The sequence below is a fragment of the Cardinium endosymbiont of Nabis limbatus genome, assembly GCF_965196625.1.
Classification (GTDB): domain Bacteria; phylum Bacteroidota; class Bacteroidia; order Cytophagales; family Amoebophilaceae; genus Cardinium.
This window is the reverse complement of sequence record NZ_OZ239769.1, coordinates 181,961-206,994: the sequence shown is the minus strand read 5'-3', so window position 1 is coordinate 206,994 and position 25,034 is coordinate 181,961. Positions and strand designations below refer to the sequence as shown.

The 25,034-nt window shown below is 40.2% G+C and carries 23 protein-coding genes; 6 read left to right on the top strand and 17 right to left on the bottom strand.

The features are described 5' to 3' along the window. Nucleotides 1-96 precede the first annotated feature (96 nt). The 9 genes from ACOALF_RS01005 to ACOALF_RS00965 form a co-directional block, all read right to left on the bottom strand. A complete protein-coding gene (locus tag ACOALF_RS01005; protein WP_419241602.1) occupies nucleotides 97-717 on the bottom strand; it encodes a ComEA family DNA-binding protein in 621 nt (206 codons plus the stop codon). Further along, on the bottom strand, nucleotides 665-1,759 hold the full coding sequence (locus tag ACOALF_RS01000) for an RluA family pseudouridine synthase (RefSeq protein WP_419241601.1): 1,095 nt from the start codon (nucleotides 1,757-1,759) through the stop codon (nucleotides 665-667). The genes ACOALF_RS01005 and ACOALF_RS01000 overlap by 53 nt, the downstream gene beginning before the upstream one ends. 355 nt (nucleotides 1,760-2,114) lie before the next feature. Then, nucleotides 2,115-2,510 (bottom strand): hypothetical protein, encoded by a 396-nt coding sequence (locus ACOALF_RS00995; RefSeq protein WP_419241600.1) that lies wholly within the window; start codon nucleotides 2,508-2,510, stop codon nucleotides 2,115-2,117. A gap of 355 nt (nucleotides 2,511-2,865) precedes the next feature. Further along, on the bottom strand, nucleotides 2,866-5,616 hold the full coding sequence (infB, locus tag ACOALF_RS00990) for a translation initiation factor IF-2 (protein WP_419241599.1): 2,751 nt from the start codon (nucleotides 5,614-5,616) through the stop codon (nucleotides 2,866-2,868). Nucleotides 5,617-5,651: 35 nt separating this feature from the next. Further along, entirely contained in the window at nucleotides 5,652-6,893 is a 1,242-nt protein-coding gene (gene nusA / locus ACOALF_RS00985) for a transcription termination factor NusA (RefSeq protein ID WP_419241598.1), read from the bottom strand. 296 nt (nucleotides 6,894-7,189) lie between these two features. Then, nucleotides 7,190-8,356: an FtsW/RodA/SpoVE family cell cycle protein gene (locus ACOALF_RS00980; protein ID WP_419241597.1), complete on the bottom strand. Its 1,167-nt coding sequence runs from the start codon at nucleotides 8,354-8,356 to the stop codon at nucleotides 7,190-7,192. Between the two features lie 226 nt (nucleotides 8,357-8,582). Continuing rightward, nucleotides 8,583-8,786, bottom strand: a complete 204-nt coding sequence (locus ACOALF_RS00975) for an AAA family ATPase (protein ID WP_419241596.1) — start codon at nucleotides 8,784-8,786, stop codon at nucleotides 8,583-8,585. Nucleotides 8,787-8,798: 12 nt separating this feature from the next. Then, complete coding sequence (locus tag ACOALF_RS00970; protein WP_419241595.1) at nucleotides 8,799-10,310, bottom strand: Npt1/Npt2 family nucleotide transporter; 1,512 nt, start codon at nucleotides 10,308-10,310, stop codon at nucleotides 8,799-8,801. Nucleotides 10,311-10,327: 17 nt separating this feature from the next. Further along, nucleotides 10,328-11,086 (bottom strand): hypothetical protein, encoded by a 759-nt coding sequence (locus ACOALF_RS00965; protein WP_419241594.1) that lies wholly within the window; start codon nucleotides 11,084-11,086, stop codon nucleotides 10,328-10,330. 591 nt (nucleotides 11,087-11,677) lie between these two features. Here ACOALF_RS00965 and ACOALF_RS00960 point away from each other — a divergent pair. The 3 genes from ACOALF_RS00960 (at nucleotide 11,678) to ACOALF_RS00950 (ending at nucleotide 13,623) form a co-directional block, all read left to right on the top strand. Beyond that, entirely contained in the window at nucleotides 11,678-12,022 is a 345-nt protein-coding gene (locus ACOALF_RS00960) for an ankyrin repeat domain-containing protein (protein WP_419241593.1), read from the top strand. Nucleotides 12,023-12,473: 451 nt separating this feature from the next. Next, nucleotides 12,474-13,058: a hypothetical protein gene (locus tag ACOALF_RS00955; protein ID WP_419241592.1), complete on the top strand. Its 585-nt coding sequence runs from the start codon at nucleotides 12,474-12,476 to the stop codon at nucleotides 13,056-13,058. Then, complete coding sequence (locus ACOALF_RS00950; RefSeq protein WP_419241591.1) at nucleotides 13,024-13,623, top strand: ankyrin repeat domain-containing protein; 600 nt, start codon at nucleotides 13,024-13,026, stop codon at nucleotides 13,621-13,623. Before ACOALF_RS00955 ends, ACOALF_RS00950 begins: the two co-directional genes overlap by 35 nt. A 180-nt stretch (nucleotides 13,624-13,803) precedes the next feature. Here ACOALF_RS00950 and murC read toward each other — a convergent pair whose 3' ends face one another. The 6 genes from murC to ACOALF_RS00920 all read right to left on the bottom strand — a co-directional run bounded on the left by murC (nucleotide 13,804) and on the right by ACOALF_RS00920 (nucleotide 19,765). Beyond that, the gene (murC, locus tag ACOALF_RS00945; RefSeq protein ID WP_419241590.1) at nucleotides 13,804-15,213 is read right to left on the bottom strand and encodes a UDP-N-acetylmuramate--L-alanine ligase; all 1,410 of its coding nucleotides are present in this window, start codon (nucleotides 15,211-15,213) and stop codon (nucleotides 13,804-13,806) included. A 52-nt stretch (nucleotides 15,214-15,265) separates the two neighbouring features. Then, nucleotides 15,266-15,439 (bottom strand): hypothetical protein, encoded by a 174-nt coding sequence (locus tag ACOALF_RS00940; RefSeq protein ID WP_419241589.1) that lies wholly within the window; start codon nucleotides 15,437-15,439, stop codon nucleotides 15,266-15,268. A gap of 444 nt (nucleotides 15,440-15,883) precedes the next feature. Further along, nucleotides 15,884-16,936: a glycosyltransferase family 2 protein gene (locus ACOALF_RS00935; RefSeq protein ID WP_419241588.1), complete on the bottom strand. Its 1,053-nt coding sequence runs from the start codon at nucleotides 16,934-16,936 to the stop codon at nucleotides 15,884-15,886. Next, nucleotides 16,920-17,210 carry a YbaB/EbfC family nucleoid-associated protein gene (locus tag ACOALF_RS00930; protein ID WP_419241587.1) on the bottom strand — a complete coding sequence of 97 codons (291 nt, stop codon included), beginning with the start codon at nucleotides 17,208-17,210 and terminating at the stop codon, nucleotides 16,920-16,922. Before ACOALF_RS00930 ends, ACOALF_RS00935 begins: the two co-directional genes overlap by 17 nt. A 45-nt stretch (nucleotides 17,211-17,255) precedes the next feature. After that, nucleotides 17,256-18,437, bottom strand: a complete 1,182-nt coding sequence (locus ACOALF_RS00925; protein WP_419241586.1) for an anaerobic C4-dicarboxylate transporter family protein — start codon at nucleotides 18,435-18,437, stop codon at nucleotides 17,256-17,258. A 20-nt stretch (nucleotides 18,438-18,457) separates the two neighbouring features. Next, nucleotides 18,458-19,765 carry an anaerobic C4-dicarboxylate transporter family protein gene (locus ACOALF_RS00920; RefSeq protein ID WP_419241585.1) on the bottom strand — a complete coding sequence of 436 codons (1,308 nt, stop codon included), beginning with the start codon at nucleotides 19,763-19,765 and terminating at the stop codon, nucleotides 18,458-18,460. 423 nt (nucleotides 19,766-20,188) lie between these two features. On the opposite strand from ACOALF_RS00920, the gene ACOALF_RS00915 reads away from it, so the two are divergent. Next, nucleotides 20,189-20,476: a hypothetical protein gene (locus ACOALF_RS00915; RefSeq protein WP_419241584.1), complete on the top strand. Its 288-nt coding sequence runs from the start codon at nucleotides 20,189-20,191 to the stop codon at nucleotides 20,474-20,476. 231 nt (nucleotides 20,477-20,707) lie between these two features. On the opposite strand, the gene mltG is transcribed toward ACOALF_RS00915, so the two are convergent. Beyond that, nucleotides 20,708-21,754, bottom strand: a complete 1,047-nt coding sequence (mltG, locus tag ACOALF_RS00910) for an endolytic transglycosylase MltG (RefSeq protein WP_419241583.1) — start codon at nucleotides 21,752-21,754, stop codon at nucleotides 20,708-20,710. Nucleotides 21,755-21,783: 29 nt separating this feature from the next. Beyond that, complete coding sequence (locus ACOALF_RS00905) at nucleotides 21,784-22,899, bottom strand: bifunctional (p)ppGpp synthetase/guanosine-3',5'-bis(diphosphate) 3'-pyrophosphohydrolase (RefSeq protein WP_419241582.1); 1,116 nt, start codon at nucleotides 22,897-22,899, stop codon at nucleotides 21,784-21,786. Nucleotides 22,900-23,313: 414 nt separating this feature from the next. Between ACOALF_RS00905 and rsmH the strand changes: the two genes are divergently transcribed. Both rsmH and ACOALF_RS00895 read left to right on the top strand, forming a co-directional pair. Beyond that, a complete protein-coding gene (gene rsmH / locus ACOALF_RS00900; RefSeq protein WP_419241581.1) occupies nucleotides 23,314-24,237 on the top strand; it encodes a 16S rRNA (cytosine(1402)-N(4))-methyltransferase RsmH in 924 nt (307 codons plus the stop codon). 40 nt (nucleotides 24,238-24,277) lie between these two features. Beyond that, nucleotides 24,278-25,006 carry a ZIP family metal transporter gene (locus ACOALF_RS00895; RefSeq protein ID WP_419241580.1) on the top strand — a complete coding sequence of 243 codons (729 nt, stop codon included), beginning with the start codon at nucleotides 24,278-24,280 and terminating at the stop codon, nucleotides 25,004-25,006. The last annotated feature ends 28 nt before the right edge of the window (nucleotides 25,007-25,034 follow it).

The window sequence follows — 25,034 nt, the reverse complement described above, 5'->3', positions numbered from 1 at the left end:
CTTAAATTTACTAAAAAAATAGTAATGTATTCAATACATAGTAAAATAAATTTTACAGTGAAAGTTATCATTAATTGAAGCCTATCATTTTCTATGTTAAAATGAAAGATAGGGCATGATTTTTTTTCCCCAATCGGGATGGTATCCGGGTAGGTTTTGTATGGCACGCAGCGTGGTAAACTGGCCTTTCTTTTTTCTATACGCTGTAATGGCTTTGGCCATAGCAGCTGAAATATAAGGGTGTGCGACCAATGTTTGAAAGGTTGCTTGGTTTAATGATAATTTTTTAGGCTTATATTCTGCTGGTATAGTGGTGCATTGGCTTAATCTGACTTGAAGTGGTTTAGGTAGATGATATACTTCTTTGTATTGATCAAACGAAACGAATCCACCTAGTTTGTCTCTATAACGTAGGATTCTGATGGCGAGTGGTTGCGTAATGCCTGCTATGGTTTGCAACGCTTTGGGCGTAGCTGTATTGATTGGTATTGGGGTTACTTTACGGCTATTTTCTTGTAATAAGATTAAGTTTTTTTCCAACAGAGCAATGTCTGCGTTGTGGTCTAAGGGTTTATGGGTGTGCGTATAATATACTTTATATACCTTGGGTGCAATGATTAAAAGGAAGATCAGTACAATAATGGCCAGTAAGCCGTTGCTTTCCCTATTGGAAAAATGAAAGGCTTGTTTGATTTGCTGTTTGATCTTCCGTAACATGGCTGGACGTTAGACTTTTTTGAAGCGCGCTTGTGCTGAGGAATTTGTCTGTTACATATTTTTCCCATTTTACTATAAGTTTAACAAAATTTTCCGGTAAAGGGGCTTCAAAGGAGATAGGGGCTGCTGTTACGGGGTGGTTAAAGCCAAGAACCGCTGCATGGAGTGCCTGATAGGGCATTAGTTTAAAACAGTTCTGCACAAAGGCCTTATAAGAGGCATAGCGCTGGCCACTAACGATTGTATCGCCGCCATATTGAGGGTCTCCAAAGAGCGGATGGCCTATATGTTTCATATGCACGCGAATCTGATGGGTACGTCCGGTTTCTAATCTACAGGCTACAAGGGCAACATGGTGGAGTCGTTTGATCACTTGATAGTGGGTAACGGCTTTTTTGCCTTGTTGGTTGTCTGGAAAAGCGGATATCTTTTGATGGTTATGGCTGTCTTTGCCTATATGGACATTAATCATTCCGGTATCATTTTGGGGATTGCCCCAAACCAGTGCATAATAGGTTCGTGTTACGGTATGGTTGTAGAATTGATGTTCTAAAGCTGCCAAGCTTTTTTCTGTTTTGGCTACTACCAATAGGCCGGATGTGTTTTTATCAATCCGATGCACCAAGCCAGGCCTGGTAGCCATATGGTCTTTTAAAGGCAAGTGGTCATAACGATGCAATAGGGCATGGGCTAGTGTGCCGGTTCGGTGGGCGCTATCTGGATGTACAACCATCTGGGCGGGTTTATTGACGACCAGTAGGTGGTCGTCTTCATAGACAATATCTAATGGAATGGCTTCTGGTGTAAGGGTTGTTAGGTCTATAGGATGGGGTATACGGGCTACTATTTCGTCTTTGGGTTGAACGATATAATTTGATTTAATCAGCTGGTTATTGACTACAACCGATTGACCAGAAATGGCTTCTTGGATTTTATTTCGACTGATTTGTAAAACCTCTGATAGAAATTTATCTATACGAAGATGGGCTTGTTCTTTTGTAACGGTAATGCAATGTGCTGGTGTTTCGGTATAATCTTTCATGTGTGATAGGGTTAATAGAAAAGTATCCATTTAGCCATATGGAAGAGCTTAAGGAATTGTGTTTATTAAGTTGTTTGCACGCTCCCCCCCTCGCGCTTATGGCCCTCGATAAATGAATTTGGTACACAGTAAAAATAATGAAACGAACTCTTTTTAAGCGGGAAAAACAGAACTCGCCCGCTGTGCGGGCTCAGACAAGGCTGTTTTTCTGATCCGCTGAAAAAGAGTTCGCTCAAAGACTACCGTTTTACTGAAAGCGCCAAATTCCTTTATCAAGGGCCACCATACCAAAAATAACGTCCTAAAAATAAAAAACGCACCCCTGTGTTGTAACTATCTTATATTTATACAAGCATTACGCTATAAATCCTTTGCGTTGCATCAGTGCATCCACCAGCAATATATTTCTAAATAATTTTCGTTTGCTACGCAAGGCAGTTTTTCGGTTTTCTATTGCCGTTGATTGCAATAATGGGTGATTTGCTATTGCTAATGGTGGTAAAGCAACAGCTGGTGGCGTGGTAGCTACTATTTTTTCAGCGATTGGCGCAGTAGCAATAGGAGGGAGCGTATCTGGGCCGTTTTGTACTGTTTCATCTCGTTCTTTTAGTTGTTCTAGCTCCTCTGGTTCCATATTGGACATTGATTCATTCGAAGCAGTCAGATAGGCATAAAGCCACCGAATGCCCCAAAAGGCTATAACCGCAATGAATTTAAGCTCTGTTTCAAATTTAAGTATAGCCACTTTCATAGGTTTGTACTAAAAATAAAGAAAAAAATACCTCTTTTCTGCCCCCCGAGCCAAATTCCTTTATCGGTGGCCATTAGTACCTTAAGTTGGCGCCGTTGTCTATTCAGCTGTATGGCAAAATTACTCCAAAATAAGCGAAACCCCGCCCATTGTAAAAAGTTACGTTTAGAAAGTGCAGCTTACAGATGAAAAGAAAAACAGTTTTCAGGGAAGGATTGCAGTATGGCCCCTGTTTTTCCATCTGTAAGCTGTGCTTTTAGCAACTTTTTGCACAGGGCTTGATTTTTTTCCCCTTTTTGATCAAGCAAAAAGGGGTAGGCGCATCATCCGTTTTATCAAGAAAAGTGCAGCGTATCTAAAGCTCTCTTTTAATCTCTTTTCGTTCAAAGCCTTCTATAATATCCCCTACCTCAATTTCATCAAAATTTTTAATATGTATACCACATTCAGAAACAGATTTTACCTGTTTCATCTCCTCTAGTCCATGCTTTATGGTATGGATGGCACCTGTAAATACCACTTGTTCTTTCCGGATGACACGTATGGGATTGGATTGTTTAATAAAGCCTGTTTGCACTTGACATCCTGCAATATTACCAATTTTTGAAAAGGTAAAGATTTTTTTAATTTCTGCTCGACCAGTAGCCACTTCTTCTATAGTAGGGGCCAAAAGTCCTTGTACTGCACCACGCACATCATCGATGGCACTATAAATAATCGAATATTGTTTGATGGCTACTCCTTCTCTTTCGGCTAATTTTTTAGCTTGTGCAGATGGCTTAATATGAAAGGCGATAATAATCGCTTGAGCGGCGGCAGCAAGGAGCACATCAGACTCTGAAACCGCACCTACACATTTGTGTAGAATATTCACCTCTACTTCCTCATGGGATAACCTAAGCAATGCATCGGCCAATGCCTCAATAGAACCATCCATGTCTCCTTTGATGATAATATTGAGTTCTTTAAAGTTCCCTACCGCCAAACGGCGCCCAATTTCATCAAGGGTAAGGTGGGATTTGGTCCGTAAGGCTTGTTCACGTAACAACTGTTGCTTTTTTTGCGCCAACTCGCCTACTTCTTTTATACTACCCATTACACGAAAGGTATCGCCTGCTCTCGGTGCACCGTTTAACCCCAAGACTTGGACAGGTGTGGCAGGAGGAGCTGCTTTGCGCGGAATGTTTTGGTGGTTTAACATGGCTTTGACCTTTCCATAATAAACACCAGCTAGCACAATGTCCCCTACGCGTAGGGTACCGTCTTGTACAATGCCCGTGCATACATAGCCCCTACCAGGGTCTAGGAAAGACTCAATAATTGTACCCTTGGCTTTTCTAGAAGGGGTTGCTTGTAAATCTAGCAGAGAGGCTTCCAGAAGAATTTTTTCTAAAAGTTCATTTACCCCTTGCCCTGTTTTGGCCGAGATCTCTTGGCATTGATACTTTCCACCCCAGTCTTCCACTAAGATGTTGAGGTTGGCTAAATCTTCTTTAACCTTTTCTGGGTTGGCCTGAGGTTTATCAATTTTATTGATGGCAATAATAATCGGACAACCCGCTACTTGCGCATGGCTAATCGACTCTTTGGTCTGGGTCATAATGCTGTCATCTGCAGCTACTACAATGACAATAATATCGGTGACCTGGGCACCTCTGGTACGCATGGCTGTAAAAGCTTCGTGACCCGGTGTGTCTAAGAAAACAATTTTTTTGTTTTGATCGGTAATAATATCATAGGCCCCAATGTGTTGGGTAATGCCACCCGCTTCTCTGGCGGTTACTTTTGTAGTACGAATATAATCCAGTAATGAAGTTTTTCCGTGGTCTACGTGGCCCATTATGGTGACAATAGGCGGACGCTCCACCAGCTCACCCTGCACCTCTTCAGCCTCTTTATCTACTTCTTCATCATGTAGGTCAACAAATTCTACGCTATAGCCAAACTCATCGGCAACAACTGTAATGGCTTCTGCATCCAGACGTTGGTTGATAGAGATAATCATACCTAAAGACATACAAGTAGAAAGCACTTCATTTACCGTAATGTCCATAAAGGAAGCTAGCTCATTGGCTGAAATAAACTCGGTGATTTTTAAGATTTTTTCTGTTGCCTTTGCTTGGCGTTGGCGTTTTTCTTCCGCTTCTAGGTGGGCACTACGCCGGTCTCTTTTATATTTTGAACGTGCGCCATCGCTGGTACCTTGGTTTAGTTTTGCTAAGGTTCTTTTAATTTGGCTTTCTATTTCTTGTGAAGATACGCCTTCTTGCTCTTTTACCCCTATTTTAGCATCTTTTTCCCTACGCGGAGGATTAGCGTTTGTGCTAAACTTAAAGGACCCTGCTTTTTTACCCCCTATAGGTCTAGGTGGAATGGTAGCCTCTATGGGGCTTTTTCCCCTAGCTTGTGGCTTTGTGCCGCCTGTTTTAGAGGTGCCCATTGCTCCATTCAACTTTTGGGATGCCGCTCCACGGCTATGGTGGTGCCTTCTGGAGGTAGGTTCAGGTAAAGTCATTTTGCCTACTATAGTAGGCCTTCTCAATTGGTCTGAAAAGGTTATTTTATCTGGTTTAACAGGAGCTTTTTCTGCTGTTTCATCCCAATTCTTTACAGGTGATGGGCCATCAGGGCCTGCCGTTGCTGGAGCAGCTGGTAGTTCTGGTCCCTCAACAATAGCAGATTGTGCTTCAGCTTTGGCTTTTTCAATTGCCAAATTAATTTTCCCAACCGGTTTTAAGCCCGGTAAAACCGGAACAGAGGCTTCGTAATGAACAGGTGGCTGGCTTTCCTCTGCTCTGTGCACTTTTGCTTGTGTTTTTGTCTTCTTTTTTACTTGCTCTTTGCTTTTTACACTGTTGTGTTTATCAGCTGCTGCAGAAAGCGTTGGATACGTTTTGCCGATGGTTACATGTGTAGCTTCTTGTTTATCCATACCAGCTGAGCTAAACTCAGCAGCCAGTAGATTAAATTGTTCAGCCGTTATTTTAGCATTGGGCTTATGGTCTACTACAAACCCTTTTTGGGCTAAAAAAGAAGCAATCGTTTCTGTTCCTACATTTAACTTTCGAGCCACTTGGCTGAGTCGCATGCTTTTTTCTTCATTCATGGGCTATCTTTCTCTACCTAGAAGGCATATTTAGGTTAACTATTAAGCGCCTGGTCTAATATAGCATAGATTTCATCTATTGTTTCTTGTTCCAAATCAACACGTTGCTCAAGGGTTTCCTTGGATAGGGCTAAAACACTTCTCGCGGAGTCTAAACCGACTTTATGCAGTTCTTCCAAAATCCAAGGCTCAATGGCATCACTAAACTCAGAAAGCGCAATATCATTCTGCTCTAAATGGGTAGGAATATCCCTATACACATCTATTTCTTTGCCAATGAGCATACCTGCTAGTTTGATATTTTGGCCGCCTTTGCCAATCGCTAGGGCGACTTGATCAGGATGTAAGTAAACAGAGATTCTTTCACCATTTTGTTCGACTCGATTGATGCATGCAGGGTTTAGGGCACGCGCAATATAGAGCTCTAAGTTATCAGTATAATTAATAATATCAATGTTTTCATACTGGAGTTCTTTGGTAATCCCGTGTATACGAGATCCTTTGATGCCCACACAAGCGCCAACTGGGTCAATTCTATCATCAAAAGTTTCAACCGCTACTTTCGCACGAGCCCCTGGGTCTCTTACGATTTTTTTTATGGCAATAAGGCCATCCTGGATTTCAGGAATCTCATTTTCAAATAGCCTTTCTAAGAAAAGCGGCGACGTCCTAGAAAGTATAACGCGAGGCGTGGCATTGTGAAATGTGATCCTGCAAATAACCGCGCGAATATGTTCTCCTTTTTTAAACTGATCTTTAGGTATTTGCTCTGATTTTGGTAAAAAAAGCTCATTGTTTTCATCATCTAGTAAGATGATTTCTTTACTCAAAATTTGATTTACTTCAGCTGAAATCAAACAGCCCACGAGCTGTTCATATTTATTATAAAGCGCCTCTTTCTCCAGTTCTCGAATCTTTTGTACAAGCATTTGCTTAGCAGTCATGATAAGCCTTCTGCCAAAATCAGAAATTTTAATTTCCTCAGAGAGCTCTTCTCCCAGTTCAAAATCGGCTTCTATTTTTCGCGCCTCCGAGAGGGGTATTTTATTGGGTGCAGATGCATCTGCTGCATCATCAGCTATAACTTCACGGAAACGCCATATCTGCAAATCTCCTTTATCAAGATTGATAATGATATCAAAATTGTCACTATTTCCAAACTTGTTGAGCATCACCGCGCGAAATACATCTTCTAAGATGCGTATGACGGTGGGCCTATCAATATTTTTAGATTTGGCAAATTCTGCAAATGACTCTACTAATTTATTACTATCCATTTATCACTAAAACATAAGCGCGTTATAAAAGCAAAATAGGCACAAAAAGGCAGAATGAAGCGCACAAGGCTCCATAAACGTGTGCTGGGCTTAAAAATAATAATCTTATTTCATGCAACTGAAAATTTAATCCCGAACAGATGCTATGTAACAACCCTAAAATTATGCTTTTTTAGAATGATTCCAGCTTACAGCAGTAAGATAGGAATCCTGACAATATACAAAAAAAATAGCTCTATTTTTAGATTTTTATAGAAATCGTAAAAGGAAGTTTTGGCTTATATCCATCCTAATATTTAGGATTTTTTTCTATACCTATTATAACGGATGCCCGCAACTTCTTTTTTTAAAGTTACGAGTTCTGTATCAATTTCTCCCTGACTAATGCTTAATAATATGCCTAGTGCAATGCCTGTAAATACAAGTGAGGTGCCCCCCATGCTCACAAATGGCAATGGTAGCCCTGTAACAGGGCCAAGACCTACTGCAATGGCCATATTCAATAAAGCTTGAAATACAAGCAAAAGACTTATGCCTGTCGCCAAAATGCCTCCATAGTAGTGCGTTGCTGTAGGGAGTAAAGCAATGGCTCTATATAGTAAAATGAGGTAGAGTACCATAACGAATATACCTCCTATCAGGCCATATTCTTCGATTAATATGGCATAAATAAAGTCGGAGTAGGGGTGGGGTAAGAAGTTGCGTTGGGTGCTGTTGCCAGGGCCTTTGCCCGCCAGTCCGCCAGTTGCAATGGCGATATAAGATTGTTCCATTTGAAAGGAGAGGTCACCTTTGAGAAAATTTTCTATGCGTTTGATGGCGGTTCCACCCCGTTGGCCGCAGGCCAATGCGCCTCCTCCAGCTAGGATACCGGCGCATACGATAATGAGCAGGTATTTGATCGGGATTCTACCAATGAACATAAGCACCAAACAGGTGCCAAATAATAGTATAGCGCTAGAGAAATTGGTTAAAGCAATTAACCCACTAATCAGACCAGACCAGGTTAACATAGGCAAGCAGGCAGATCTAAAGCAAGTAATCTTTTTTTGTTGTTTGGCCAGCATATGGGCGATTCGTATAATCAGTGCAAGTTGTGCTAGGTCAGAGGGTTGGAAGGATTTATTGATAAAAGGAATGTTCAGCCAACGGGAAGCTTCATTGAGTTTTAATCCATAGCGCCAAGTTACGAGCAATAGCGGAATGGATATCCAAAGTGCTGCTTTAGCCAGGGTCGCATAGTAGCGGTAATCAACCCGGTGGCTTAACCACATAGCCGCCAAGCCGGCGCCTACTAGTAGCGCCTGTCTTACTAAATAATATTCGGTATTGTGGTGCATTTGCCGATAGGCTAAAGAACTAGAGGCACTATAGACGGTGAGAATGCTTAGGTTAGACAATACAAATGCAATGCCCCATATAATGGGATCTCCTTTTAGTTTTGCTTTAATCAACGCTTTCATAGGGTTCTATAGGTCGTGGTCCCCTAATGGTATCAGGGAGAAAGAAAATTACCGTAAATTTAATACTAACTGATCAAGATATAAGCTTATAAAACTTCTACTAAGTGCTAAAATGGATTTATAAAAAATAAAAGAGCATCTATTGGCCAATTATTTTACAGTGTATCTCCGTAAAGGATAGGCAAAGTCGTAGCACGATTGACCCATGTATTCAGTAACATCAAGATTATAATTTTTCAATTCCACTAGCTATAGTAGCCAGTGTATTGATAAATAATGATTTCCCAAATCTGCGAGGCCGGGCTATAAATACAGGATTTCTCTTTTCAATTAGCGCTTGTGCATATCGTGTTTTATCTACATAATAGCCTGTTTCAATGACTGATTGAACATCTGAATAACCAATAGGTAGTACATCTATCTTACGCATAACCTTATCTTTTTAGTTCAACATCGTGGCATCCGTCTTTCTTATCAAACTATGGTATCTCTTTGAAAGCATGCCAACGGATGTAATCCAAATGATGCAAATTAAAAAAAAGATTACCATTAAAAATGGCGCCAATTGATCGGGCTGCGCAGCAGCAAAAATAGTATAGCAGATTACTTGCAAAACCGCGCCTACAGATTTGCCTATTTTTCCACCTAATATGTCTACGGCTGCTTTGCCCTTTGTGCCCATTTCATTATCTAAAGGAATGTAGACCATCTCTTTCGTTACATCAAAAAAACAGTATTTTGTTCCTTTCGCCAATACATTTTGTAGACCACCAATGGCTACAATGGCAGCTAAAGTGGATATACCCATTATGGTTTCCGGTAAAAAGCTGAAATGGGCTGCTATTGTAAAAAGAAAAAAACAACTGCCCACTACAAGCGTGATAATCGGCGTAACCAATGCAGCACCTAACCAACTGAGCCTCCGAATAACCGCGCTGCCAAAGCAAGAACAGATAAGGGTACAAATGCCCGTCCAGAATAGCACTTTGCCCTGGTAGGTCATAAAATTTGTAGGATCCTTTTTATACAGCAGACTGGTCTCGTGGAACCAAATTCCCTCTATTAAATGAATAACCATTGAATAAGAGATCATCAATACACAAATTAATCCAAGATATTTAGATCTGGAAATCATCTTAAAACTTTTATATAGCCCTAATTGTAGTGTAGCAGTTGGTTTAGCCTGTATGGTTTGGCCATGCATGATATGCTTTTCAATATATCTGTGCAAAATCAGAATAGCCAAACAGAGGATGGTAACGATTACCATAAGCGCAGCTATTTTCAGTACCGTTTCTGTTTTAGCTGCACCTAGAAAAGGCAATAAAAAATGGTCGCTGCGCGAAAAATAGACCATAATGCTCCCAGAAATAAGCAAATTGGCTTGCCCTACCAGGTTGAAAAAGAAGTAAAAGCGACCCGCTTCTTCCGTTTTGGTTATTTTATTGGCCAATTGCCAATATAAGAGCGTAAAAACGACCATAGGCCAAAGTTCACCTAGCGTATAGAAAAGGACCAATGTCCACTTGCCCCACATGATAAAAAACCATTTAAAATGGGGATAAAGCTTAATACAATTATCTACCCGATACGGATCGGGATGCAATAGCGTTTGATAAGGGAACAAAAAAAAGCCGAATAGTATAAAAAAAAAGAGAAAAAAAAGTATGATTCCTCTAAAGATGTTTTCTGTGGTCATCTTATTGCATAAGACGGTATAGAGCACTACAAATAAAATCCCTGCAGGCATTTCAACAAATAGCTTAATAAAGCTTAATACTTCCGACCCTATTAAAGTCACCACAAGGCTGTCTTTTATGCCACGAATTAAATTTTGGTTCAGCAAGATAAAAAACATCAATATAGCCATAGAAAAAAACTTTTTCAGTTCACTGCGTTGCATAGGCCAGTGGATAGGAGACCATTTTTTTAGTAGCGCACGTACTTGTTTCATATTGATTTTAATTAACCTTAGGACTGCCCTAAGAAAAGCATTACAAGGCTATGCGCAACAGAGTAGGGAACGATTTGCACAATCCGCATCGTTAACCCATTGAAGATTACAAGAAAATTTTTTTCTGCTGTAATGTTGTGCTTTAATCGACCTATCCAAGTCATAGGGACTTCTGATCCACAATTTTGTGTGGCGATCAGATCAAATGGCATAGTTAGCGCAGATACCGCTATACCCAATACGGTACTAACCATCATATTGACCCATATTCCACTTAGCTCTTTGGTAAATTCATAGGCCAATATACATGCCGAGCCACTGAGTATATTCCTTAGAAGGATAGGCGTTATAATGTCCATAACCTTTTCCTTTCTTTTCATTAAAGCCCCTTTATTGGCAGCAATTTCTTTTGTTTCGCTGTATATGGTCACAGCTGTTTCTACCATTCCCGCTAAGAAGCACTCCCAGATGACCAATAGCGTAAAGTTGGTTATGGCATAATAGCCAGTAGAGCAAAGAAAAAGCCACTGTGAAACCCCAAAGGCTAAAGCGGCTATAAATTGCCGAAGTGCATAAATATGTGCTCCAGAAAAAAACAATTTAAAATTTTTAGTACGTATACATCTTGTAATAATAGAGAGATAGGCTTCACCTGTTTCCTGATAGACTACCTTAACAAATTGAGCCGGTGCCACTAGATAGGCCACTACCATACAGGTTACACCATGTGCAAGTGGGTCAAAAAAAAAGCGATATAAAAGTGTATTGTGTTGCATAATTATGGATGATTTGGTTCAAAGTTGCTTACTGAATCCAAAGTAGAACGAATTGTGAAACAAGTAGATAAACCTTTTAGATATAGAATCTAGGGGTTATATTTAGTTACTCTTTTGTATGTATGCTAAGTTACCCCCATATCGAATGGAGCAACTATATACAATCTGCAATCTGCAATGGACCTAGTACTAGGGGCCAAATATAGTGCTTTACAAGGAATTTTTCAACTTATTGATAACTTTTAAGTTGTTTTTTATGCATTTCATCTTAAATAAAGCTGCATCAGCTTCTATTGTGTGACAACACGTTATTTACACTAGGCCTTAGGTAGCAATTGTATTTTTCTATTACGCAATTATGCTTCAAGTATTGTGTTTTTTATCACAGATATTTGTAATTCTATTTATTTTTTTGCTTGAATACATTTTGAAGTTCAATATGCATTGAAGGACTTCTGCTTGGTAGTTCTTATAACATGCGATTAAATATTAATGTCATGAAAGCCTAAAAACTATAAGGTAAGCTTATTTATCGGCCTCTTAAGCTTAAGTGCTTTATCTGCTTGTGTAAATACAAGAGAGCAATTGGGTATGGGTGATAAAGTAGATGGTAATGGGTATTTAAGCGGTCTAAGACAGCGCTTTAAAACTAAAGATGTAAATAATATAAACCATAAAAATGAAAATAGAAACACGTCTTTGCATCTATTAGTGAATGCCCCAAAAATTGATGTAAATGTACAGAATAACGATCTGAATACCGCTTTGCATCTAGCAATAAGAGAAGGTCATGAGAATATCTTTAGCCTAGTAGAAAATGCCAAAGGCATTAATCTAGATATAGAGGATAAAGATGGAGATAGTGCCCGAACACTATTAGCTGTATTTCGTGGTGAACGCTCTCTACTGGAATATTTGCATAGACCTTATATTTAGTAAATCTTTGAAAGGGTTTAGTTTTTATTGTTTACCCCGCACACCCTTCTTTGTCTTTTTTAATCACTTTTTATTTGGATGTATATTTATTTTTATCTATTATGAAATACTTAACGAAGGAATATGCAAGTGGTTAGGCAAATCCTGCCTTTCTATTGTGCCTCATTAAGGTTTTTTTTCTTAGGTAATAAGATTATAAAAGTTAAGCAGATTGCGCAATGTCAAATAGATTATTTAGATATAAGATATCTATTAGACCTCTTGCATAAGCTATTTATGATCAGCAATTTTTAGGAGAAACGTATTCGAGCACTGCAGAATACTAAATGTATTTGAGGAGCGTAGACAAGCTTTGACACCAAAATGGCCATTAGAAATAGGTTATGCAAGAGGTCTATTGAAAAAGCGCTGCTTAGTGGTGATGATAACATACGATTAAACAATCAATTTTATGAAAAAATATACACAATATAGGCCCCTCTTTTTTATGGCCCTACTAGGCTTTAATACTCTATCTGCTTGTATAGGTACAAGGCAGGAGTTGGGTGTACGTAACAGGAGGTATGAAAGGGACTATATGGAGGGTAATCTTATGGGAATGTGGAATAGCTTGCCGGGTTCCACTAAGGGTTGCATCAAGGTAGTGGGAGCAGGGGTGGTTTGTGTTGGTATACTGGGAGGCTATCGCCTATATCATTTTACAACTCCATCCAATGCAGTGGGACTTAATATGAATAATGGTACCATACCATTCAATTTTACTGCCATTCCACTGTCCGATATGAGTGCATTAAATAAAACTGTTACTCAAGCAATAGAAAAAGGCAATCAAACATGGGGTGATGGAAGCAGTACAGAATTGCCACTTAGTAGTACGACTATAGAGGATCCTATCACTACTGTAAAAAGTACTACTAGTACAGAACAACCTTCTAGTACTACTACTGCGCAGCCTGATGATGGCGTGTCGCCGGTAAAGGATTCTATGGTTATAGATCTAGATGATGAGATTATGGAGTACTTTACAGCCTTCTAGTACTACTACTGCGCAGCCTGATGATGGCGTGCCGCCGGTAAAGGATTCTATGGTTATAGATGATGAGATTATGGAGTACCTTGATGCGAATAATTTTTCGAAAAAAAGCATGCAAGAATTGTTTGAAAAAGGACTAAATAAAGATGCAAAGGAGGTCACAAACAGCACTCTATTGATGAAGGTAGCGGTAAGACCAGATAAAGATGAAGCGCGCGTTAAATTCTTAATAGATCAGGGTGTGGATGTGAATCAACAAGACGAGCGTGGAGATACCGTTTTGCATATGCTGAGTCGAAGGGGTTGGGAACACATTATAAAATTGTTTCCAGGCGTTAAAGATAAAATTAATCCAAATTTGCAAGATACTTATAAAAGGACTGTTTTGCATGAAGCAATAATACATGGTTGTTTTAAAAACACAGCTGAGTGGCTATTGCAAATAAAAGGCATTGATATAAATATTAAGGATAAAGATGGAAAAACCCCACTTGATCTGGCTAAGGAAAAAGACGAAGGCGATTGTGATATTATACAGGAGCTCTTAAATAATTATAATAGGCACTAGCGTAAGGGTTGTGGATTTTTAAACACCAGACTCTATTTGCTTATTTTAATGGGTTCCGAAACTTTTTACCGAGGGCTTGATTTTTTGTTGCATTTTTTTATCGAGTAAAAGGTGCAACAAAAATCCTTTTTTACCACTGATTTGAGTAGATGCTTTTTATTGATTTATTTGAATAAATCCTTAATCTCCAAAGCCCTTTTGCAAAGCAGCAGCTATAGCTGCTACCCCTTCTCCTATATCTCCTGCACCAATCGTAAGGAAAACCTGATGCGCTTGCCTCGTATCACAAGTAGCCAGTGCGTTCAGCAAGCCATCCATGGTCACTAGCGCCTTCCTTTTGCAGCTTACTGCATCAAGAATTAGTTGTGCCGTAACCCCTGGCATCGGTGCCTCTCTGGCAGGATAGATGGGTAATATAAAAACCTGATCGGCTAGACTTAAGCTGGCAGCAAATGCTTTGTAAAAAGCCTGGGTACGTGAAAAGAGATGGGGTTGAAAAACAGCCGTGAGGCTACTGTTGGGATAGAGCTTTTTAACCGAGCCCAGTAAAGCACTAATTTCTACAGGATGGTGGGCATAATCATCTATAAGTAGATATTGCTTATGGTTGCAAACAAACGAAAAGCGCCTTTTTATGCCGGGAAAGCTGGCTATAGCGGTGCGTATTTGGGCTTCTGGTATACCAAGTGTCAAACCAATCGTAATGGCCGCTAATGCATTTTCAATGTTATATAACCCCGCTATAGGCAAGACCAAATTAGAAATGGTGCCATCGACGCCTACATAGTCGAAAACACTTTGATCGGGTGCAAGTGCTATATTGCCTGCTACAATATCGCCTTGATCCAACCCATAGGTTAAAAACGGTTGCCTATAGTATTTGCGCACCGACAACTGCGCTGCAGCCTTATGCTGTATAAGTAAATATTTCTGATTTTGTTGGATAAATTCTATAAAACCCGCTTCCATAAGCGCTGCTGTTGTATAGGTCTCTGGATGATCTGCATCTGCAGCCGTTACAATGCTAAAGTTGGGTTGAAGGTGGAGGAAAGATTTATTAAATTCGTCGGCTTCTGCGACCATGAATTGTATGTCATCTAGTAGACCATTAGATAGTAAATTGGTATCATACAGCTGCACTATACCCCCCACAAAGGCCACCATAGGCAGGTTGCTTTGATAGAGTATATGGGCAACCATAGCTGAAGTAGTTGTTTTGCCATGTGTACCTGCCACTGCTATTGTGGTAAATGATTTGGAAATATTGCCTAGCACTTCTGCACGTGATTGGATTTTGTAACCAGTCCTTTTAAAGTAGTTTAAAATAGTGCTATCCGTGGGGATGGCTGGTGTGTAAATCACTAGCGTTTGGTTGGGGTGGTGGCAAATGGCTTCAGGAATAGCAGCCAGTCTATCCGTACAACTGATTGAAATACCTTCCGCTCTGAGTTGTTCAACGAGCGCAGATGGCGATTGATCATACCCAAAAACTTGGTAGCCTTGCCTAGCGCATAATCGTGCCAAGGCACTCATGCCTATACCTCCAATGCCTATAAAGTATATAAAAACGTAGTCGTTATATGGCAACATAACTGTGAAATTTCAAAAGGGAGTAAAATAGTTCAAAAATCCAAAGCGGCATCTAGTTACAATGTTGTAAGACTTGATCACGACGCGCTAAAATGGCATTTAGATAACCATCCGTTACAAAATCCGCTCCTTTTACGATAGGAAAAAGTCCTCTTAAGATGGCTATATTGAGCCCTTCTAGTGCTTTTCTTGTCTTCTGAGGGCAGAGTTTTGAATAAGATTTCACAAATCTATCGTCAAATGCGTGATACTGCACGGTAACATAGCGCAAACAATGGTGTAGAATAAGTACTTGATATACAACATAAATAATATTTACGCAAATAATGGCTGGATTATACTATTTTGTATTTTGCTTTCCCATATTGTTTCGAACTTTTGCTTTATTGCTTCGATTTGTTCTTGCGATGCTTCCTGATTCTTTTTCGTACAATTACTAGCTATACATATTGTAAATAAACAAAATAAAGCCGTTGCAGTATTTTTACTGTGTGCCAAATTCATTTATCGAGGGCCGCTAGCGAAGGGGGCATAGGAATCATCCGTAAAACGCCTTTTGCACATCTGCGCTAAAATACTTTTTTTCTTAAGTTGACACCATTGTATGAACCATACAGCGATGGCGTATGTTAACAATGCATAAATTACTTTTTACACTTCTACAAAAATACTATTTTCTTAATACAAACCGATCCGGCGCAAGCTCAGAAAAGCATTTTTTTTGTTTGATAAAAAAATCAATCAGTATACTGCCCTTATAGCTATTGGGCAAGTCGGTTGAAGATGGATTGGTCCTGCATCTTTTTTTAAGTTTTAAAAAGTCTACTTGTGCTTTTACAATGGCCCAGCTATGTGCAAACTTACCCAGTGCAAGCATCCTAAAAACAGCCAATAGATTTAGGCATGCATTTTTTATCTGATCCATCAGATTATTTGGCTGATGCTTATAGAGCATAAACAACCTATTTCTAAAGTTTAAATAGGTTTTTCTAGGACTATTATGGGGCAATGTAGCGCCTCCTAGATGGTAAACCGTACTAGTACCGCAATAATAGACCTTCCACCCCGCAAGATGTGCACGCCAACAAAGGTCCACCTCCTCAAAGTGGGCAAAAAAAAGCTCATCAAATCCACCTAGGCTATGGAACGCGCTGGCACGTATCAATAAACAAGCCCCACTGGCCCAAAAAACAGCTCTTGTATCGTTGTATTGTCCTCTGTCTTGCTCAATATGATTAAAAATTCTTCCCCGACAAAAAGGATAGCCATAGCGATCTATAAAGCCACCAGCTGCGCCAGCATAGTCAAATTGATCTGGTTTTTTCAGAGAAAGTATTTTAGGTTGGCAGCATGCGATAGCAGCATCACGCTCCATAAGCACTAATGGATCTTTTAGCCAATCCTTTGTAACCAGTAGGTCATTATTCAACAGTAGGTAATAAGTAGCTTTAATCTCTTTTAAAGCGAGATTATATCCTTTTGCCACCCCATAATTTGCATCATGTACCATACAAATTACCTCTGGAAAATGGTGCTGTATATAGGCTACGGAGCCATCTGTAGAAGCGTTATCCACCACGATTATGCTGTAGCCATTGCTATATAATAATAAAGGCGGTAAAAAGTCTTTTAATAGCGCTAGGCCATTATGGTTTAAAACTACAATCGCTACACTGGGTAGATCAGGGTTGTATATCTCATTCTGCTTATAGTAAGCCTGCATGCTGTTGCATGAGTGCTTGCACCTTATCGTCTACCTCGTCTAATGCTAAATTGGCCGCGCCTAGTATAAGATCTTCGACCATTTTTTGGTCTGTTTGGTTCAATAGAGATGCATCTATTGAGATAGCCTGTAGTTTTTTAGCGCCACTTACCGTTACCTTGACGAGCCCAGCACCTGTTTCTTTGGTTACGGTCAGTTGATCTACCTCTTTTTTCACCGCTTCCATTTTTTCTCGCACCTGGTCCATTTGACCAAATAGTTTTTTTATATCCATAGTAATAAATTAAAATATAATATTAGGACTTTTTTCGAAATGCGTTTATGCTGAGGAATTTGACTGCTTTTTTTTATGCGCCTGCACCATACGGCCTATCCAATTCTTTAGAGGCGCTAGGCTATGGCCCACCACTAACCATAGCGCAAGTGTTATCATAGCGCAATGCTGCGCTACCAGTAGTCCAGTAAAAAGCCAAATTATAATGGGCATATCTATCAAAAGCATATATAAGGCTGCTGTTAGATAAAAACCATAACCGGCGCTTCCATCAGCCACCATTTGCATGAAATGTGCTTGATCATGGCTGATTAGACTATCTAGTAACCAAGTTAATCCTAAAAAGATAAAGAACTGCTGAATGCCTAATTTAAATCGATGGCTTTGCAAAATCTTAGCAGGTTTTATCTTATACCACAACATCACTACCGCTGCAATCGAAAGCATGGTTAAAGCAAAAAATATAGGCAACCCAACTGGAAAGATCTTTTTGGTGTAACTTAGCCCAGTTGCTCTATTGGGCTCTGCTTTGCTCAGTAAAAATAGCAGTTCAGCCAGTAGCAAAAGTAAAAAGGTAATTTGTACCTTACCGGTTGATGGTGTGGTAAGCTGAGTGCCATCATGCGTAGCCTGCTGAGGCCATGTACATAGCTTTATAAGCCATTTGTCTGGTATCAGTCTAGTCAGTAGACTACTGGTTGCAGTTATGCCAACTGTGATAGCGACCACCATTCCTACCAAGTCCAGTATAGCTAATCCATTATGACCTGCTACCACTATGAGTAATAGACCTGAAATAGATAGCGGACTAGCGAGCAATGCCATATGTCCGGCAATGCCAAGCGCAACCATTAACTGGGGTTTGCTTTTATAGGGCGGATGCTGGTCGCATACCAATCGATGCAACCATTTTGCATCTCCTGTTAAGAAGACCAATCCATAGCAAAACAAGGCAATGAAAAGTCCATACCAGTGGTGGGTCTGTGCTATATACGCCCTGAGCTTGGTTTCTAGTAGATAAAAAAAGCCCGTTGCCTCTAAGGTAGCCATTAGCAGCAACCAGGTTGCTTGCAGGAGTATGAAGGCATTAGGAGGAGCGGCAGGCTGCACCGAAAAGGTTAACAGGCCTAACCCCAGCCCACTCAATAAGCCAAGGGAAACCCCACCCAAGCGCAAACCTATTACCAGCACCAATAGGAGCATAGGCCATCCAATTGTAACCATCATATAAGTTAAGTATGATTAGATTATAAACCGCCGATATAAACCAGAAAAAATCCGATGCCAATGGCGCCAGCAATTGAAACCAAACCTGGCAACATAAAACTATGGTTAAAAACGAACTTGCCAATTCGTGTGCTGCCTGTAGTATCCAAATGAATGGCAGCCAGCATAGTTGGATAAATGGGAATGATAAACACACCATTCACCGCTGCTGCAGAAGCCAATAAGATTTTAGGAGGAATGCCTAATGCGATACCCAATGGAAATATGGCTTTAACCGTGGTGGCAGAACTACCTATAATAGAAGACATAAAGAGTAGCACAATAGAAAACTGCCAGGGCTTAGAAAGATAGGTTTCTATAAACTGTAGCAAAACGAGCTGATTGCTTTCCACAAAAGTACTACTTAACCAAGCAATGCCTAGAATAGAAAACATGCCTTGTACGCCAGCCGTAAATGCTTTGCCCTGCGTAATGGCATTAGGGGCAATGCGGCATAGCAACATAATAGATGCAGCAGTAGATAGCATCACAATAGGCATAATATACCCAGAGGGCAGGAGCACCGTTGCGCCATTGAATTCCCAACAAGGGCGTAAAGAGGGCAGCGCATCTATTAAAACCGTAGCCAAGCTACCCAGTAAGAAGCAAACAATCGAAAGCTTTGCTACCCGCGCACCACGGGGCAGCAGGGTGAGTGGGTCGGCCATAGCTGTTGTGGCTTGTTCTGTAGCTGTTGCGCCCTTTGGCATGGTTTTACGCAATAGACTGGTTACAAAGGTTGCCATCAGCAAGCCCCCCACTGTTGAGGGAATAATAATCTTGAAGATGCTAACCATTTCTATTCCAGAGACCCTTAAAATGCCACTTAAAATAACCATGATAGAAGAGATAGGGCTAGCCAGCGCACCGTGCAGCGCTGCAATCACAGAAAGCGATAAAGGACGTTCCGGGCGAATGCCTACTTCTTTAGAAACCTCTGAAATAACAGGAAGAATAGAGTAAGCAATGTGGTTGGTACCACCCAAAAAGGTAATGGCATAGGTTACCATAGGGCTAATATATATGATGCTACGGGGATGTTTTCGGATACATAATTCGGCCAGTTGGACCAAATAGTTCAAACCACCTGCAGCCTCTATCGTACCCACTGCAGCAACTACTGCAGCAATACAAAGCATGATTTGAAAAGGAGGATCTGCTGGCGTTGCATTTAAAACCAGCATAAACAACCATACACCCAAGCCCCCCAACATACTAAGGCTGATGCCTTGTAACCGAGACCCTAAAAAAGAAGCGAGCAAGAGTATACTTAACCCTATAAGAAGCATGGAAGCAAGTTCATTTATATTTAAAATAGGCCCTCAACCATAAGGCTATAAGCCTTACGTTTGTTACTTTAATAGTAAAGTAAGCGAATATACATAAAAAGATTATAAATAATATAATTTAGCAAAAATTAAAAGTAAAGAAATTGGGCAAGCAAGAAAATAAACCAGCAGTAGTCAAGATAATGGTCCAAGAAGGTGCCGCTTTGCCGTGTGCATCGCGCTTATATATCCGTAAATAATATGATAAATTTGATCGCAAAATTCTTGCCACTGGTTTAGTTGATACAATTTGTAGATATGGGGACGATATTATTGCTTGGCACCACAAGGATCATAGGTTTGTAATGGCCGTAGCAGATGGTGCTTCAGAGCAATCAGGCGGTTATGGAATTGCAGGAAATTATGCTAATGACCTAGTAAATTATGTTCTATCATGTGGTGCTGGTATTGAATCTACACAAGGTAATGGTGCGGCATGCCTGTCGCAGTACCAGTCCTCAGGAAGAGCGAGACAAAAGAGCAGCAGCCGCCAAAGCAGCAAGTAAGCACAGTGGTATAGGGCAGAGCACCCTTACTGTCTTAGCTATTGATGAATCTGGTCAGCTAGAATCGACTATTTTAGGAGACAGTAAAGCGATAGTCGTTCGTGGAAATGATATTTTATTTGAAACTGAATATCAAGCAGATAAATACTTTTTCATGATGCGATAAATTTGGAATTTACTATAAATAAAATACAAAATATGTCTATAAATCAGACAAAAACAATAATTCTTAATTTTAAAAATTATTTAGCAAAAAGCCAATAAAACAATGGAGTTATTAATACATTTTAACGGAATTGCTTGAACAAGTACATTTTTATATTGCAACGGCCTCATGCCGTTTTTTTATTTTAGGTTAATATCCCCCCTACCGTTGAAAGGGTGCAATGGAAAAGCTTCAACGCATAATTTTTAGTTGATTCAGTGCTTTTCTATACTTATTTGCATTTTTTAAATGTTCTGCATAATTACGTGCAAAGTAATGTAACCCTGAAAAATCTTCTTTGGCCGAAAAGAAGAGGTAATCATGTGGTGCATAGTTGAGTACCGCATCAATCATCGCTATAGTAGGCAAACCAATAGGTCCAGGGGGCAATCCTTTTTTACGATAGGAATTATAAGGGGAGTCTATATAGGTATCTTTCTCCAATACCCTCCTAATACCAGATTGCTTTGCGCTTTGGGCATAGATCACCATTGGGCAGGATTGCAGTAGCATATTGCGTTTTAATCTATTGATATAGACACCTGCAATCATAGCTGCGTCTTGTTGGTCGTTTGTTTCTGCTTGCACGATAGAAGCCAAAATAGAAACATCCGTTGGGCTTAATCCTATTTTTTTCGCTTTATTCAGTCGTGTGGCATTCCAAAAACGCTGGTAAGCCAGGTACATTTTCAATAACAGCTGCTCTGCAGTAATGGTCCAGTATACTTCATAGCTATCTGGAATAAACATCGTCAATATATTTTCTGGCGTAAATCCATAGGCTGATAACTTTTTAGCATCATGGAGCAAAGCCCATAGTGTCTCTTTCTGTAGACCTATACCGCTAACCAGTTGGTCTACTAAGGAAGCTTTGTTGGCCGCAGTAGCAAAAGTAAGGGTAACCGGATGTTGCGTGCCACCACGTAACATTCTAACCAATTGCCAGTTATTCATATGGCCCATCAGTCGGTATTGGCCAGGTCTATTTTGGGGCTGATACTTTAATAGGTAGGTTGCCCATAAAAAAGTAACGCTATTCCTTATACACCCCTCATTTTTTAGCTGCTCTTTGAGTTGGCCACGTGTATAGCCCCTTGGAATAATCAACAAACGATTGGGTGGATGTATATTGGGAAGGCCAAGCGTCACATATAAGGCAATGCAGATCAAAAAGCCCATCCGAACCATCCATCTTTTGCCCATCTTACCCAACAACAAAAAAATAAACTTTACAATCAACTATTGGTATACGGCCCTTTGGGGGGTAACTATATGGTATACTTATACCTCCAATGGGCTGCCTCACCATGCTCCGCTATATAATCCATCCGTTCTGTGCGTATTTGTACCTCTAATTGCCCATATTTATAGGTTTCAAAGGTAAGATGCAGCGACTCATAACTGCTATCCCTTGGTATACTGATCCAGTCCCTCATAATGGTGCAGATGGGTTTATAGAGGCTGCTGATAATGCCAAGCATCTTCCAGCAAGCGATCTTTTCCTCTTGCAAGGTTTTGCCTGCCATATTGGTAAGAATGATTCTAATCGCCGTAAGGTCATGTATTTGATCAAAATTAACCTTTAATTTTTGAATTTTATGCCAAATGGAATAAACAGACTTAATTCGTTTTTTTATGATAAAATCAATGCCACGTGCTTGCAGAACCGCTTGAACCTCCTCGGCAATAAGATTTAACTTTTGTTGCCTTTTCATTTTAGTCATCCCCAGCTTAGCCGTGATGGCATAGTAACTTAGTGTATCTGTATGCTTCAACCAAAAATCGGCTAATTTCGTTTGAATATCATACAATCGCATCCTATGGCAGAGCGGGATATAAAAATATTTTAATTCAAGTAGTAGCTTTGTGCTAGAATGCACCAATTCTGAATCTAGATTTTCTAACGTTATGCCGCTACAGTGTACGCGAATGATGTCACAAATTTGGAGCAAAATGGCTAAAATATGATGGCAATTTATATCAGGATAATGTGGATAGTTGCGAATGCTATCCTTACGTAGCCTGTAGCCTCTTAACGCTTCTAGCTCCTTAAGTATAGAGATTGTTTTTACCCCAAAGCGCTTTTCAATCGCCTCTGCTTCAACCAATCCTGTTGCAAAAGCGGGTGTTAAAATCGAGGCAATAACTGTAGGCAGATCCAAAGACATCTCTGTAGCCGCAACAATTGCTACTTGTAGTGAATCTTTTACACAACGTTTGAGTGTCGCCTTATCGGTTTTTTCTTCAAAGCTTTCTGCCCATTTATATGCTTCCTGGATACTAGACCAAGCCTCTTGGATATCATTTGGATCTTTGCTTACTGCTCTTGCAAGCTGATGCAGATTCCAAGTATTTACATCAGGGACTTTATGTTTTTTCATCATTCTGTACAATCAAAAAAAAATCACATTAGCCAGTTCCATAAGCTTATACTTTTAACTTATCGCTTACGCTTAAATAGTAAATTTTACCTCTTAATTTACAAATTAATCACGCGAACAGCAAAAATAGGCAGTTACTAGTAATGGTAACCTACGCAAACCAATGTATATTGATTAAAATCAACTAATGAGAAATAAATATAAATTTTGCAAAAAATAAGATTGTTTTTAAATTTATGTATGGTATGAAAATTTTATTTGTCAGAAAATGTGATAAAAATATTTTTGTTGTGGGATTTCTTAATGTATGCAAAAATTGATTTGGGTAAAGATTGGGCCTAGATGGATGGGTTTAATTTGTATTTTCAAACGGTCTCATTATCTTTACGAACAATTTAGCATTTACAATTTTAGTTCATGGGTACAACGATTTCAGGGGGGTATCATATACCAGTGATGGTGGATGAGGTGGTGCAAGGGCTGGCTATTGTACCAACAGGGCGCTATGCAGATCTTACTTTTGGGGGAGGCGGCCATGCGAAAAGGATCGTTGAATTGCTTTCTAGCGGCCATTTATTTGCCTTTGATCAGGACCCAGAGGCTGCTAAAATGGCGCAATGTTTTATAGGTAAACCTCTAACTTTTATCAGGGCATCATTTCGGTTCGCAAAGGAATTTTTAAACTTTTATGGTGTGGAGCAGCTAGATGGTCTCCTAGCCGATTTAGGGACCTCTTCTTACCAAATAGATACGCCAGCGCGTGGCTTTTCGACTCGATTTAACGGCACATTGGATATGAGAATGGATCCGAATAACCCCCATTCGGCGCAGCAGGTGGTCAATACGTATACGGTAGAGGCGTTGGCCCATTTGTTGCATTATTATGGCGAAGTGGACCGTTCGGTGGCTATTGCCAAGGCCATTGTAAAGGCACGTGGTGGTGCACCTATTGTAACGACTGGTCAGTTGAAGGCTATTATTGAACCATTTGCGCCTAAGCTAAAAGTAAATCAGTATCTTGCAAAGGTCTTTCAAGCTTTTCGTATTGAAGTGAATAATGAGCTGGTTGCATTAGAAGAGCTGTTAAAGCGTAGTGTGGAGCTGATTAAACCTAAAGGGCGCTTGGCCATTATTGCCTACCATTCTTTGGAAGACCGATTGGTTAAAAACTTTTTCAATACGGGTAATGTATTGGGGAAAGTCCAACAAGATGTCTATGGCAATCTGTTGCGTCCTTTTCTTCCACTGCAAAAAAAGCCTTTTATACCCTCTGCAGAGGAGGTGCACCACAATAACCGTGCCCGAAGTGCACGGTTGCGGGTAGCGGTACGTGTTGCATAGCGCTGTGTGGGCAATAATAAGATCTAATTATAAATAGACAATGGTTATAGCATTTTTTGCACTTTTTCTTTCAGCATTATTAGGTGGTCTAGTGGTTGTTGCGCAATGCGCCATGGGTATTTTCCCCCATTTGTTAACTTTTTCGGGTGGGTATCTATTGGCCAATACGTTGTTGCATCTCATGCCTGAGCTCTTTGTTTCCAAGGTTACACCCATACATATTGGTGGTTATATCATGATTGGATTTTTTTTCCAGCGTTTTATTGAAACCTTTAGTGCAGGGGTAGAGCACGGCCATGCTATTGCCCCGGCTTCAGGCCACTGTTGTTTGAAAAACTACAAAATACTTTCTTTTTTAACCTCTATAGCACTGCATGCGCTCTTAGATGGTACCCTTTTAGCCCATGGACATGCTGGCCATTCTACGCAAGAAGGGCTTTTATTGGGTATGATGCTCCATAAATTTCTAGAGGCAGTTGCTTTGATGAGTGTATTGGGTAGCCTTAGTCTATCTAGAAGACGGATGTTAAGCTATTTGATCCTCTTTTCTTTGGCCTCTCCTATAGGTTTGTGGCTGAGCAGTTCTCTAAATGGTTATATTTCTGATGCGGGTAGCATCATAGTATTGTCTATTGTAACCGGTAATTTTTTGTACATTTCAGCTACCATGCTTTTTGAAGCAAGCCCCAACCACCATTCGAACCCATTGACTTTGTGGATCAGCTTACTTGGAGCTGGTGCCGCAGCGTTGGTTGAGTTTGTATGGTAGTGGGCTAGCCCAAGAGCAAGAGAATAGG